This window comes from Winogradskya consettensis (genome assembly GCF_018332715.1).
Classification (GTDB): Bacteria; Actinomycetota; Actinomycetes; order Mycobacteriales; family Micromonosporaceae; genus Actinoplanes; species Actinoplanes consettensis.
On sequence record NZ_BOQP01000051.1, the window covers coordinates 197670 to 211027 of the forward strand.

General features: G+C 71.4%; 10 protein-coding genes. 4 read left to right on the plus strand and 6 right to left on the minus strand.

All coding sequences use genetic code 11. The features are described from left to right. Window positions 1–54 precede the first annotated feature (54 nt). The 4 genes from Aco04nite_RS40690 to Aco04nite_RS40705 all read right to left on the minus strand — a co-directional run bounded on the left by Aco04nite_RS40690 (window position 55) and on the right by Aco04nite_RS40705 (window position 3956). Complete coding sequence (locus Aco04nite_RS40690; protein WP_213002520.1) at window positions 55–1956, minus strand: hypothetical protein; 1902 nt, start codon at window positions 1954–1956, stop codon at window positions 55–57. Next, complete coding sequence (locus Aco04nite_RS40695) at window positions 1941–2750, minus strand: ABC transporter ATP-binding protein (protein WP_438874984.1); 810 nt, start codon at window positions 2748–2750, stop codon at window positions 1941–1943. The genes Aco04nite_RS40690 and Aco04nite_RS40695 overlap by 16 nt, the downstream gene beginning before the upstream one ends. Window positions 2751–2772: 22 nt before the next feature. Continuing rightward, a complete protein-coding gene (locus Aco04nite_RS40700; RefSeq protein WP_213002522.1) occupies window positions 2773–3534 on the minus strand; it encodes a hypothetical protein in 762 nt (253 codons plus the stop codon). Window positions 3535–3659: 125 nt separating this feature from the next. After that, a complete protein-coding gene (locus tag Aco04nite_RS40705; protein WP_213002523.1) occupies window positions 3660–3956 on the minus strand; it encodes a hypothetical protein in 297 nt (98 codons plus the stop codon). Between the two features lie 187 nt (window positions 3957–4143). Here Aco04nite_RS40705 and Aco04nite_RS40710 point away from each other — a divergent pair, with 187 nt between their 5' ends. Then, complete coding sequence (locus tag Aco04nite_RS40710) at window positions 4144–4554, plus strand: cellulose binding domain-containing protein (RefSeq protein WP_213002524.1); 411 nt, start codon at window positions 4144–4146, stop codon at window positions 4552–4554. Window positions 4555–4603: 49 nt separating this feature from the next. Here Aco04nite_RS40710 and Aco04nite_RS40715 read toward each other — a convergent pair whose 3' ends face one another. Continuing rightward, window positions 4604–7879, minus strand: coding sequence for a TIM-barrel domain-containing protein (locus Aco04nite_RS40715; protein ID WP_213002525.1), 3276 nt, complete (start codon window positions 7877–7879; stop codon window positions 4604–4606). A gap of 205 nt (window positions 7880–8084) precedes the next feature. Between Aco04nite_RS40715 and Aco04nite_RS40720 the strand changes: the two genes are divergently transcribed. The 3 genes from Aco04nite_RS40720 to Aco04nite_RS40730 all read left to right on the plus strand — a co-directional run bounded on the left by Aco04nite_RS40720 (window position 8085) and on the right by Aco04nite_RS40730 (window position 12878). Then, window positions 8085–9530 (plus strand): GGDEF domain-containing protein, encoded by a 1446-nt coding sequence (locus Aco04nite_RS40720; RefSeq protein WP_244876661.1) that lies wholly within the window; start codon window positions 8085–8087, stop codon window positions 9528–9530. Between the two features lie 48 nt (window positions 9531–9578). After that, a complete protein-coding gene (locus Aco04nite_RS40725) occupies window positions 9579–9893 on the plus strand; it encodes a hypothetical protein (RefSeq protein ID WP_213002526.1) in 315 nt (104 codons plus the stop codon). A gap of 342 nt (window positions 9894–10235) precedes the next feature. Continuing rightward, complete coding sequence (locus tag Aco04nite_RS40730; RefSeq protein WP_244876662.1) at window positions 10236–12878, plus strand: transglycosylase domain-containing protein; 2643 nt, start codon at window positions 10236–10238, stop codon at window positions 12876–12878. On the opposite strand, the gene Aco04nite_RS40735 is transcribed toward Aco04nite_RS40730, so the two are convergent. After that, a complete protein-coding gene (locus tag Aco04nite_RS40735; RefSeq protein ID WP_213002527.1) occupies window positions 12863–13321 on the minus strand; it encodes a YybH family protein in 459 nt (152 codons plus the stop codon). The genes Aco04nite_RS40730 and Aco04nite_RS40735 overlap by 16 nt on opposite strands. Window positions 13322–13358 lie beyond the last annotated feature (37 nt).

The window sequence follows — 13358 nt, forward strand, 5'->3', positions numbered from 1 at the left end:
GGGGGTCAGCGGGCCGGGATCCGCCGGGGTGAGGGCCGCACGCGGGCCCGGCCCCTAACCGCGCGGCTGCGCCCCGACGGGCTCGCTGTCGGGCGTGGGGTGCGTGCCGGCCTCGGCGGGGGACGGCTTGGGCGGCATCACGACACGGATCGCCACATAGATCAGGTAGCCGCCCAGAACCATCATCAGCAGGCCGCCGGGCCAGCGCAGCGCCTCGGGCAGGTACATCGCCGCGAACCACGACCTGGTCTCCGCACCGCTGATCACCAGGATGACCGGGACCAGCCCCTGCGGGAACAGCGCCAGGGTGCCCACGGTCCAGCCGAGGGTGCTCCACAGGTACCGTACGCGGGAGATCTCGATCTTCACCGTGACCCGCCCGCCGGGGCCGGTGACCACGGTGGCCGGGCGCCCGGAGCGCAGCAGGTGCAGCAGCTCGGGCCCGCGGGCGTGCAACCGGCGCGCGGCCAGGCCGCCGAGCCAGCGGTACAGCACGACACCGGTCGCCAGGCCCACCGGGACGGCCGCCCAGAGCAGGACGGTGCTGCCGGTCAGCAGGCCCAGGCCGAGCACGGCCAGCGGGGGCACCGGCGGCAGCAGCGCGGCCCAGAACGTCACGTTGTTCGTGGTGGTCGTGTCGCCCTGCGCGAGCGGATCGGACGGTCGTTTGTGCGCGTCCGGCCCGGGCGACGCGAGCGCGACCGCGACGACGGCGAACAGGCCCGCCGACCCGCCGAGCGTCGCCGGCAGCACGGCGATCACCCAGGGCCAGGCCCAGCTCAGCCCGCTGATCAGCAGGGTCACCACGGCCACGACGACGGTGATCGGCCCGTAGATCAACAGGAACGCGCGTTGCCGGCCGCGGATGTCGGCCCGCTCGGAGCCGGTGAGCAGCGACATCCACAGGGCGGTGCCGTCCTGGGCGTAGCTGTTGGACGCGGTGACCGCCGCCATGAGGGCGATGCCGGGGGCGGTCCACGGCAGCGCGACGGTCGTACCGAACGTCACCGGCAGGACCGCGGTGAACACGGCCCAGCAGACCGCGACGGCGATCGACTGGATCCGCAGCGGGTCGCGCCACCAGGTGTAGAGCTCCTTGCGGGCCACGGCGCCGACCGGACCGGCGAAGACGCCACGGGCCGCGGGGCCGACGTCGCGGGAACCCCTGATCAGCGCGCGTGCCCGGCGCGGTGTCGCCAGGCTGCGCATCCAGGCGGCCAGCAGCAGCAGGCCGAGCACGACATAGCCGGCCAGGCAGGCGGCCACCCGCAGCCAATCGCCGCGGCCGGCAGCCTCCACGGCGGCGAGGCCCCAGCCCGAGGGCAGGGCCCGCACGCCGCCTGCGAACCAGCCGGGGAAGCCGTCGTCGAACACGCCGTTGACCTGGATCGCCAGCACGACCATCCAGCCGGACTGGGCCAGCACCAGGAACCCGCTGAACACCGCGCCGGTGACCACGGCGCCGGTCCGCAGGCGGCTGACGAAGCCGAACACCGCCGCCGACACCTGGGCCAGGAGCACGAGAACGACCAGGTGCAGGACGACGGCGGGTACGGCGACCAGCGCCGCGGCGACGCCGAGGCGGGCTCCGTACCCGATCAGTCCCAGCAGGGCGAGCAGGGTGACCGCCGTGGTGATGCCGGCGAACCCGGCGGCCAGCAGGCCCGACGCGAGCCGCCACCGGGGCAGTCCCAGCAGCGCGAACTGCTCGGCGCGCAGCACGGTCGTCCCGCTCCACAGCGGGCCGATCAGCCAGCCGAGCGTCCACAGCAGGTAGAGCCCGCCGAGCAGGTCGCCGCGGACGCCGTCGGCACCGAAGTCGATCACCGCGAACATGACCGTGCCGAGCGCGAGCGCCAGGCCGATGATGCCGCCGGCGATCATCAGGAACAGCTTGTTGCCGGTCATCGAGTGGCGGATCACCGCCAGCTTCATCCGGATCAGGGTGCCAGCCACGGCAGTTCTCCCGGCTCGGGGGCGCGATGCCCGACCAGGCGTACGAACGCGTCCTCCAGGCTGCCGTCGCCGCGGACCTCACCGACCGGCCCGCTCGCGACCACCGTGCCGTGATCCATGACGGCGACCGTGTCGCAGAGCTGCTCGACCAGCGCCATCACGTGGCTGGAGAGCACCACCGAGCCGCCGTCGGCGACGAAGCGCACCAGGATGGCCTTGAGCGCCGCGGCGGACACCGGGTCGACCGCCTCGAACGGCTCGTCGAGCACCAGCAGCTTCGGCGCGTGCAATAGCGCGGTGGCCAGGCCGATCTTCTTGCGCATGCCGGTGGAGTAGTCGACGACCAGGGTGCGCTCGGCATCGCCGAGGTCCATGACCGTGAGCAGGTCCCGGGTCCGCTCAGCGACGACATCCGGGGCGAGACCGCGCAGCTGTCCGATGAACGTGAGCAGCTCCCGGCCGGTCAGCCGCTCGGGCATCGCCAGCCCGTCGGGCAGCACCCCCATGAGCGACTTGGCCTTCTGAGGGTCCTGCCACACGTCCACGCCGTACACCTGGGCGCTGCCACTGTCGGGGCGCACCAGGCCGACGGCCATGGACAACACGGTGGTCTTGCCGGCGCCGTTGGGGCCGACCAGACCGAAGAAGGAACCGTGCGGCACGACGAGGCCGGCGTCGCGTACGGCGGTGTGCTCGCCGTACGTCTTCACCAGTCCCGTGAGCCGCAGCGCCGGTGGCGAGTCGTCCGCGGCGACCGGCCGCGCATGGTCGGAGGGATCCGTCGTCGTTGTCACAGGCTGCCACATTCGCGTGTCGTCACTGCAGGATGTCGAGGTCGTGCCAGCCACCGGCGAGTGCCACCGGCGACAGGAGAACGGTGTCCGGGTCCTGCGGCCAGAACACGCCGCTGTGCGGGTAGACCACCAGCGTGCCGTCGGGGACGACCCCGGCACACCCGGCCAGGCCGTCCCCGGAGGTGTCCACGAGCCGGATCCCGCGCAGGCCGGGCAGCTCCGCGGTGAAGCGGTACCACTGCCCCGCCCCGCCGCTGCGCTCGAGCACCGCGAGCCGACCGTCCGGCCCCTGCACCACGATGTCGTGCCGGCGGCCGGTCGTGACGTTGCCCGCTCCGACCAGGACGGTGCCGCGCGGCACCGTGGCGACGGTGACGCCCGGGGCACCCGGGACGGCGGGGCGGTCCTCGATCGTTGTAGCGCCCGGACGCTGGGTCAGCAGCGTGCCGTCCGGCGTTGCCACGATCACGCCGAACCCGCTGCCCGGCGGCTCGGTCAGGCACGACGCCGCGTCGAAGAACGGGCGGCCGGGCACGCCGACGGGCAGGCCGGACGCTCCGGCGTACCAGAGGGTGATGCCGCTGATCCCCTGCCCCGCGCCGAGGACCGGCACGGTGTCCACCCCGAACCCGGCACCGATACGCTCGGGCGCGGCGTAGCTCTCGGGGCCATGCCAGGCGAACCGGAGCAGATCACCGGTGCGGCGGTCGCGAGCCAGCAGGTCGGCGCCGCGGACCGGGACACCCGGGGCCGTCGCGCTCGTCAGGGGGACAGAGCTGCTCATCAGCCCTCCTCTGCAGATCGGGGGACGCCGCCAGCCTAGGAACGGCCACCACCCCGGTTAACCCCTGAACAACCCCTCATTGGGGGCGGTACGCGCCCCGGCGAAACCGCCGGGGCGCACGCCGATCAGGTGTTGGGCAGGTTCGGCCGGCAGAAGAGGCCCTGCAGGTACACGAACACGATGTGATACCCGTCCTGGCACCAGCCCTGAACCGGGTCCGGGTTGAGCACGGCGCCGTCGTAGGTGCCGCCCGCGCAGTGCCGCACGCCGGCCGCGTCGTAGGTGGTCATCGCTCCACCCGCCTGCCAGCAGGTCTCGTAGGTCACCGGCTCCGGCGCGGCGAGCGCGGGAGCGCCCGGTGCCGCCAGGACGCCGAGCAGGCCGACCGTGGCCGCCAGGCCGACGAGGAACTTCTTCCGCATGCGTCTTCCTCTCATACGCCGATCTCGATGCCCCATGCTGTGCCGCCGGCGGGTGCCCCGGCACCCCTACCGGCCCCCCACATCCCAGGCCCACCAGCGCCCAACAGGGACAACGATCATCAATGTCTTGTACGTTTCTGGCGGAGCGCTCCACGAACGGTCATCGTCCTCGTCTCTGGGAGCACGCATGAAGAAGATCCTCGGCACCGTCGCCGCCACCACCGTGGCGGCCGGCGCCTTCCTCGCCGGAGGCGCCGCACCGGCGCTGGCGGCCGAGCCGGGCTGCCGGGTGTCCTACATCCCGGTGACCCAGAGCGCCGGCTACGTCGCCACCGTTCTGGTGACGAACACCAGCAGCACCCCGGTCACCGGCTGGACGCTCGGCTTCGAGCTCCCGGCCGGCCAGCAGGTCGCCTCCTCCTGGAGCACCCGCCTCACGGTCACCGGCTCCTCGGTCACCGCGCGCAACGCGATCTGGAACGGCTACCTGGCCGCGAACGGCGGCACGGGCACCTTCGGCTTCGAGGGCGCCTACACCGGCACCTACTCGTCGCCCAGCTCCTTCACGCTCAACGGCCAGGCCTGCACCAAGTCCTGAGAACAACCGTGGCGGTTCCCGATCCCCGGGGGCCGCCACGGGCCCAGCGTCAGGCGACCGTGAACGTGGTGGTGTAGGGCTTCTGGATGGGTACGCCGGCCGCGCCCGTGCTGCTGACCCCGGTGACGGTGAGTGTGTAGGTGCCGGGTGGAAGCGGCGTCGCGGGCGTCCAGACCAGCGTGCCCGGGTCGGTCTCCGCGACCGTGACGGGGACCGCGCCGCCGGGGCCGGTGACCGTCACCGTGCCGGTGTAGTCCGCGCCGGTCGGCTGGATGTCGCGCTGGAAGGTGACGGTCGTTCCCGTGGTCGTGACGACCAGGGGGTCGCGCCAGTAGTGGACGGCGAGATGGGTGTCCGGGACGCCCGGGGTGTCCCAGGTGGTGGCGGTGTCGTCGACGAGCATGGTGTGGGTGATGCCGCCGTCGATGGTGACGCTGCGGTTGTTGGTGCCGGTGATCGTGCCCCACTCCTCGACGGTCTCCCAGGTGCCGCGGGTGTACTTGTACTGGATGTCGGTGCCGTCGAGGACCGTGATCGTCGCTTCCCAGATGCCGTTGCCGCGGTTGGTCATGGCGAGTTTGGCGGGGTCCCACGGGCCCAGTTCGGCGATGTTGCCGGGGACGTAGAGGGTCGCGTCGGCCGGGGTGCCCGGCGGGGCGAGCACGCGGAACGTGACGGCGACCGGGCGGGCGGGGACGGTCAGGGCCGCGGGCAGGCTCACGCCGCTGCCATCCGGATTTCGGTACGCCAACCGCGCCGTCACATTCGCGGTGCGCGGCGACGCCACTGCGGGCGTGACGTCGTACGTGACCGTGAAGGTGGCTCCCGGCGCGAGGGAAGCCGCCGTCGTCGGCGAGCGCGGCGTGATGACCCAGCCGTCCGGCGTGGCAACGCTCACCGACAACGCGCTGACAGCCCCCGGCCCGTCGTTCCGTGCCTCCGCCACGAGGCTGCTCGTCGCCCCGGACTGCAGCCCGTCCGGCGCCGTGAACGTGAAATCCACGGCCGGCTTCTGCGTCACCGTCAGCGGAGCGCCGTCGTGGGTCACGGCGACAGCCCGCGACCGCGCCACCGCCGGCACCTCGACCGTGAGCAGATGCTTCACCGCGTCGTACGTGAACGCCGCGGGACGCCCGCCCACCGTGACGACGTGGGGCCGGGAAACCCCGGCGAACTCCACTGTGTACCGGCGGGCGGCCGGCGCGCCGGGATACGTGCCGGCGACCGGTCCGACGGTCAGCGTGGAACGGCGGCCGGCGTCGTAGCGTACGGGGATCCGGGCGTACTGGCCGTTGCGGTAGCCGAGCCCGTCACCGGCGTCGTCGTACACCGAGGTGCTGCCGGAGGCATGCGGGTAGACCGTGAGCCTGAGCCGATCGCGTTCCTGGTCGGCGACGTTGGTTGCCGGGTGCGATCCGGCGATGATCGCGCCACTCCGGGCGTACACGGGAATGTGATCGGGGGTGGCAGCGACCGTTCGTGTCGCGGGGCCCTGGAAGGTCTCTCCGGTGAAGAAGTCGGTCCAGGTGCCCGGCGGGAACCAGACCGGGGTGGTCGTGCTCAGTCCCGGCTTGGTCACCGGCGCGACGAGCAGCGAATCGCCGAGCAGGTACTGGGTGTCGTGCTCGTAGGCCTCGTCGAGCTCGGGCCACTGCAGATAGAGCGCCCGCGCCATCGGCATGCCGGTGTCGTAGGTCTGCCGCGCGGCCGTGTAGAGGTAAGGCACGAGCGACTCCCGCAACCGCAGGAAGTCCGCGGCCGGACCGCCGACCGTGTCCGAGTATTCCCACGGCAGCCGGTCGCCGTGGTCGGAGTGCAGCCGCAGGATCGGCTGGAACGCGCCGAGCTGGACCCAGCGCAGGTAGAGGTCGTCGCTGAGGTGGGTGCCCGCGAAGCTGCCGATGTCGTGGCTGACGTAGGACTGGCCAATGCTCGCCTCGGCCGGCGTCATGGCGGCTGCGAACTTCAAGGTCTCCCAGTCCGGGCGGGTGTCACCCGTGAAGTGGACCGTGCTGCGGTGCTCGGCCCAGGGCCCCGACGAGCCGATCTCGTTGTACGCCGGGAAGCTCGCGCCTATCCTGGCGAGCGAGAAACCACGCAGTCCGCGCTGCTCGCCGTCACGCTTGTAGAGCTCGTTGACCCAGCTGTCCGCGGTCACGCCGGGCACGCTGACGCCGCTGTCGTCACAGCAGTAGTCGAGCCACCATTGGCGTACGCCCTGGTCCTCGAACGGTTTGTGCAGTTGCTCGTAGGCCGCGGCCTGGTCCTTGTCCGTCCAGTCGAAGCGGTACGGGTTCGGCGCGAAACTGCTCGTCGCCGGCGTCAGCTTGCCCTTCGCGGTCGCCTGCGCGCCGGCGAACCGCGGATCGTCACCGGAGATCGCGGCGTGCACGTTGAGCGTCGGGTTGATGCCCTGCGCGTTGAGCCGGCCCAGGAAGCCCGCCGGGTCGGGGAACAGCTGATCGTTCCAGTTCCAGCCCGCCCACTGGTTCGGCGCCTTCCAGTCGGTGTCCATCACCAGCGAGTCGAGCGGGACGTCGTGCTCCCGGAACGCGGGCAGCAGCTCGTTCTCGTAGTCCGCGGCGCTGTACGCCTGGTATTTCGAGAACCAGGTGCCGAGCGTCCACTTCGCCGGGAGCAGGGACGGGCCGGTCAGCGTACGCAGATCAGCCAGCCCGCGCCGGTAGTCGTGGCCGTAACCGAACAGATAGCCGTCCTGGTACGCGCCGGTGCGTTGCGGCCGGGCGGTGACCCAGTCGTCGCCGGCGCGCGACGCGGTGGCGGTGTCGTCGCCGGTGCGCAATGCGGTGGCGGTGTCGTCGAGCAGGTACCAGCCGCCGCGGTTGAGCATGCCGGGGTGCAGCGTGATCTGGTCGACCGGGCCGGCCTGCCCCGCGTAGTAGTCCAGGCCGCGGTACCAGCCACCGAGCGAGTCGTCCCGGGCCGGCGAGCCGAACGCCGGGTGCACGCTGGTCGTCCGGCCGCCGACGCGCAGCTCCAGGGTGGTGTTGGCGGGGGTCACCGGGCCGCTGCCGAGCCGGTAGCGCAGGGTGGCCGCGCTCGTACGTACGCTCAGCTCCCCGCCGCGGGTCGAGGCGGTGAACCAGGTACGCCCCGGAGCTCGGTCGACCGCGGTGAACGTGGGCCGGTTCTCGAACGAGTCGTCGGCGGCGTACTCCAGGCGCAGCAGCGTCGGGCTGAGCACCTGAACCCGCAGATGACCCGCGCGCACGCTCTGCCCGTGCACGTCCGGCGGGCGCGGCGCGGCGATCGCCGAACCCGGCGTGCCCAGCAGGAGCAGCAGGAAGGCGAGCATTCCCGCCATTCGTCCGACGGTTCTACGGCGATCCCCGGACATGACGCCCCCTGACGCACGCAACACACGCGTAACACAACGTCGTGAGCCTCTCGGCCCGCCACCGGGATTGTCAATAGCCGATCATCTATCTCTGAGCCGGCGTCGGTGAGTTGCAACCAAGCTGCACCGTAGTTTCCGGCCCTTGTCACCGCAGATGCGGTGTGATCGGTACGTGGCGGGACGCGGCTGGCGAATGTACGCGATCGCGCTGGTCGCTGCGGTGGCGATCTTCGTTCCCGGGCCCCGGAGCCCGTGGTGGGAGATACTGTTCCAGGTCCCCATCGGGCCCTCGTGCGGGGCGGCCATCCTGGTCGGCATTCGCGGGCTGCCCCGCGCCGAACGGGTGCCGTGGTGGTTCCTGACGGCCGCCGTCCTCTGCACGTGCACCGCTCCCCTGCCCGACCAGCTCGGCACCGACTGGTTCCCCGGCGACGGCCCCGACATCGCCGACTACCTCTTCCTCGCGTTCTACCCCCTGATGGCAACAGGTCTGACGTTGATGCTGCGGACGCTGCACCGCCGCACCGACTGGGCCGCGCTCGTCGACGCACTCACCGTGACCGTCGGCATCGGGTTGCTGGCCTGGGTGTACGCCATCGAGCCCGCGTGGCGCGACTCCGCGGGCGGGTCCCCGCTGTCCCGGCTGGTCACCGTGGCGTACCCGGTCGCGGACCTCGCCCTGCTGGCGCTGACCATTCTCCTGCTGCGCAGCAGCGGCCGGCGGGCACCGTTCTGGATCGGCGTCTCGCTCGGCGGATACCTGACCGGTGACTGCGCCTGGGTGCTGCTGTTCACCCTGAACAGCGACTGGGGTCAGCTCTGGTGGACCGGCCGGCTGATCAACGCGCTGTACATGCTGTCGCTGCTCGTGCTGGCGCTCGCCGCCGCACGGCCGGACTTCCGCGACCACGGTACGGGAGCCGCCGCCGTGTCCCGGCTGAGCCTTCCGCAACTTACCCTGCTCACGGGAGCGGTGCTGATCTCACCCGTGCTGCTGGTCGCCCAGGACATCGCGGGCCGGGTCGAGGACGCCATCGCGATCGCCATCGGCTCCGCCATCATGTTCCTGCTGGTGGTGACGCGCATGGCCCAGCTGCTGAAGCAGGCCGAACGCCAGCAGCAGGCGGTCCACGAGCTGTCCCGCCGCGACGAGCTGACCGGCCTGCCGAACCGCCGCGCCTGGACCGACGAGCTGCCCCGGATCCTGGAGCGGGCCCGCGCCGACCACACCCCCGTCGCCATCGCCATGATCGACCTCGACCGCTTCAAACTCTTCAACGACCGGTACGGCCACCCCGCCGGCGACCGCCTCCTCAAGGAAGCAACCGCCGCCTGGCACAGCGCACTGCGCCGCTCGGACGTCCTGGCCCGCTACGGCGGCGAGGAGTTCATCGCGGTCCTGCCCGGCGTGGACGTCTCCCAGGCCATCGTCGTGCTGGAACGCCTGCGCCTGGTCACCCCGCAGGACCAGACCTTCTCCGCCGGCGTCGCCACCTGGGACGGCACGGAGACCTCGGACCAGCTCATCGCCCGTGCCGACCTCGCCCTCTACGCGGCCAAGAACGCAGGCCGCGACCGAATCTGCGACGCCGCCGCACTGCCCACCGCCCGACTTTAGGTACGCGTGCTCAGGACCCCGCGCGGCCCGCCTCCGTACGGTCTGTCCATGATCAGTTTTTGGCGCTCCTACGCCGCCGCAGCCGCGTGGTCGGTCGTGATCCTGCCCGTCGCCCTGGCACTGTTCTTCCTCGGCTCCGGGCTGCTCAGCGGCGCCGGCCGGCCGAGCGGGGAAGCCCTGATCTGGGCCGGCTCGTTCGCCGTCTTCCTGTTCCTGCCGCTGATGGGAGCGGTCGACCTGATCGTCGCCCCGGCCTGGATCCTGTGGCGCCGCTCGAAGGCACGGTCCGTGTCCACCCTCGGCGCCCAGGCGGCCCTGTTCGGCACGGCGATGGCGTTCGCGGCGTTCTTCGCCTACCGCTAGGCGCGGGGCGGTGCAGGGCGCGATGCGCCGGCCCCTGGTCCCTCCGCGACGGTGCGGCGGATCCGGTCGAGCTGGCCGGGCGTACTTTCACGATGCTCGAATCATTACTCACCATCTATTTCCATTAAATTTCGGGTTCGTGCCACCCAAAACGGCCCTTCGCACGTCTCTCTGGGGGACGCACTCCGCGTCGTCACGGAGCGTTAAGGGGCGTACACGATGCCAGCGTTGGCGGATGCGGCAACGACCCGGAATCGTCGGCAGTGGAAGGCGCCGCGGTGGTGGCTGTGGTTGCCGAAATGGCTACGCAGGGTAGTTGCGGGGCTCGTGGTGGCGGTGCTGATGCTCATCGGGGCCGCGGGCGGCTATGTCGCGAGCGTCAAGCTGCCGCCGGATCCGGCGCCGCCGCAGGCTTCGGTGCTGTACTACCGCGACGGGCGTACGGTGCTGACCCGGGTCGGGCTGACCGATCGCACCGACGTGCGGCTGGACAAGGTGCCCGTACCCGTCAGGCAGGCTTTTCTGGCCGCCGAGGACCGCGGGTTCTATGACCACTTCGGCGTCTCGGCGAAGGGGTTGCTGCGTGCGCTGTGGGCCAACATCTTCCACAACGACGGGCAGGGCGCGTCCACGATCACCCAGCAGTACGTCCGCAACGCGTATCTCACGCAGGACCGGACGGTGAGCCGCAAGGCCCGGGAGGCGGCGCTCGCGCTGCAGGTCGAACACCGGTTCAGCAAGGACGAGATCCTCGAGCGCTATCTCAACACCATCTACTTCGGCCGCGACGCGTACGGCATCGAGGCCGCCTCCCGCGCCTATTTCGGCACGGGTGTCGATCGGCTGACGGCGTTCCAGGGCGCGGTGCTCGCCGCCATGGTGAAGGATCCGACCCAGGGCGACCCGGCGGCGAATCCGGCGTGGGCGCAGGCCAGGTGGAAGTGGATCCTGCGGGCCATGGCCGATCAGGGCTGGCTGGAGCGCGGCGCGGCCGACACCACGCCGTACCCGACGGTCGCCGTGGAGTCCGTCACCTCGAGCACCGTCAGCGGTCCCGCCGGGCTGATCGTGGACCGGGTGGAGGACGAGCTCGTCGGGGCGGGCATCAGCCGGCAGCAGTTCCGCACCGCCGGGCTGCACATCACCACCACGATCGACGCCACCGCCCAGACCGCGGCCACCAGCCGGATCAGCGGCGCCCTCGACGGTCAGCCGAAGGAGCTGCGCGCCGCCCTCGTGGCCGTCGACCCGCAGAACGGCGCGGTGCGTGCCTACTACGGCGGTGACCGGGGCCGCGGCTACTTCGATGACGCGCTGGCCGCCCGGCCGCCCGCGTCGACGTTCAAACCGGTGGTCCTCGCCGCCGCCGAGCAGCGTGGCATCGGGTTCCAGTCGCTGTTCAACGGCACGTCGCCGCGGCTGTTCACCGACCGGGGCGGCGCGCCGCTCTACAACCAGGACAACCTGCAGTGCCCGATCTGCCCGCTCGACACCGCGATGGTCTACTCGCTGAACACGCCGTACTACGCACTGGCCGAGCAGATCGGGCCGGACGCCGTCCGCGATCTCGCGCACCGGCTGGGCGTCCCCGAGCGGTACGGCAGGCAGGAGACCCTGGTCGACCTCAAGGGCGAGCCGACACCCGGCCGTACCCGGTCCGACATCGCCCTGGGCCGTTACCCGGTCGCCCCGGCCGACATCGCGACCCTCTACGCCACCCTGGCCAGCGGGCGGCGCGCGCAGCGGCACTTCGTCGAGTCCGTGACCGCGGCCAACGGCGATTTCCTGCACCGCCATCTCACGAAGAGCGAGGAGGTGCTCGACCCCGGCGTGGTCGCGGACGTCGGAGCCGTCCTGGCGAAGGTCGTGGCGCACGACGGCGCCGTCCCCGGCATCCACGCCGCCGCGAAGACCGGCTCGCAGCAGTGGGGCGACACCGGCGACTCGTCCGACGCGTGGACCGCCGGCTGGGCACCGGAACTGGCCGCGGCGGTGTGGGTGGGCCGCGACAAGCCGGGGCCCATTCGGGAGAAGGACGGCAAGGCCATCAACGGCGACGGGCTGCCGTACGACATCTGGCGCAATTTTCTCGGCGACGCCCTGCAGGGCCGGCAGTCCCCCGCCCTGCCCGAGCCGACGTCGGTGGGCCGCCGTGAGTCGACGGACCTGAAGACCCTCGGCTCCGAGTTCAAGAAGCGCGCGGAGGTCGTCTACCCGGGACCACAGCGGGGCGACCTCGTCGACAGGTCCAAGGCGACCGGCTCCTGGGCGCAGCGCGTCGACAAGCTGACGGCGGCGCTGGACGAATACGCGGCCACCGTCCCGGACTTCGCCGTCGCGGTCGCCGACCGCAAAACCGGGCGGCACTACGACTACCGGGGCAGTCGCCCCTACGAGGCCGCCAGCGTCATCAAGGTCGAGCTGATGGCGGCGATGCTGCTGCAGACCCAGGACCAGGACCGTACGCTCACCGCCGCCGAACGCACCCGGCTCAACAAGATGATCATGGCGAGCGACAACGACGCGGCGACCCGCGTCTACGACGACATCGGCGGCGCCGAGGGGCTGCGCGAGGCCTGTCAACGGCTCGGTCTCGACGACACCGACCCGGACACCTCGTTCGGTCTCACCCTGACCACCGCGAAGGACCAGATCCGGATGATGCAGGCCCTCGCCGACCCCGACAGCCCCCTGGCCCAAGGCTCCCGGGAGCTGATGACGCAGCTCATGTCGACGGTCAACGCCGACCAGAGCTGGGGGGTCAGCGCCGCCTCGTTCTCCGGCGAGAGCACCGCGCTCAAGAACGGCTGGCTCTCCCGATCCACCGAGGACGGGCGCTGGATCATCAACAGCACCGGGCGCATCACGGGCGACAAGACCGACGTGGCGATCTCGGTGCTGTCCCACGGTCACCCGAGCCAGAAGGACGGCATCGCGGTCGCCGAGCAGGTGGCCGCGCTGACCCGCAGCTATCTGGGCTGGTGATTCCCGGCCGCTTCCCACAGCGGCAGGCGGAACGTCGCGTAGGTGAACTTGCCGGAGATGCGCCCGTCGGCGTCGAAGTGGAAGACGTCGAGGCCGTGCCACTGCACCCGCCCGCCGTAGCGGGCCCGGGCGAACCAGCGCAGCAGTGGCATGGCACGCCGGCCGTTGTCGCCGGTGAGGTCCAGCCGGCACGCCCACCGGATCGTGGCACGGCGGCGCGTCTCGTCGATCACGCGGTCGTACACGTCGAAGGTCATCGTGCCGAAACGCCCGGCGAACTGCGGCGCGAACTCCGCCCGGATGGCGGCGAGACCGTGCAGCTCGGGCTTCTTGCCCGGCAGGTAGACGGCGTCCTCGGCGAAGAACGACATGACCTTGTCCAGGTCCGGATCGTTGAACGACCCCACGAAGGCATCGATGGTCTGAGCAAGAGTCCCGTTCACCCGCGAGACGTTAACAGAACGGCGTATCCTTAACAAG

Bases quoted from the DNA above. Each gene is read 5' to 3' on its own strand.
- Aco04nite_RS40700 (WP_213002522.1), bottom strand. From the start codon at position 3,534: ATGAGCAGCTCTGTCCCCCTGACGAGCGCGACGGCCCCGGGTGTCCCG.
- Aco04nite_RS40705 (WP_213002523.1), bottom strand. From the start codon at position 3,956: ATGCGGAAGAAGTTCCTCGTCGGCCTGGCGGCCACGGTCGGCCTGCTC.
- Aco04nite_RS40710 (WP_213002524.1), top strand. From the start codon at position 4,144: ATGAAGAAGATCCTCGGCACCGTCGCCGCCACCACCGTGGCGGCCGGC.
- Aco04nite_RS40715 (WP_213002525.1), bottom strand. From the start codon at position 7,879: ATGGCGGGAATGCTCGCCTTCCTGCTGCTCCTGCTGGGCACGCCGGGT.
- Aco04nite_RS40725 (WP_213002526.1), top strand. From the start codon at position 9,579: ATGATCAGTTTTTGGCGCTCCTACGCCGCCGCAGCCGCGTGGTCGGTC.
- Aco04nite_RS40730 (WP_244876662.1), top strand. From the start codon at position 10,236: ATGCTCATCGGGGCCGCGGGCGGCTATGTCGCGAGCGTCAAGCTGCCG.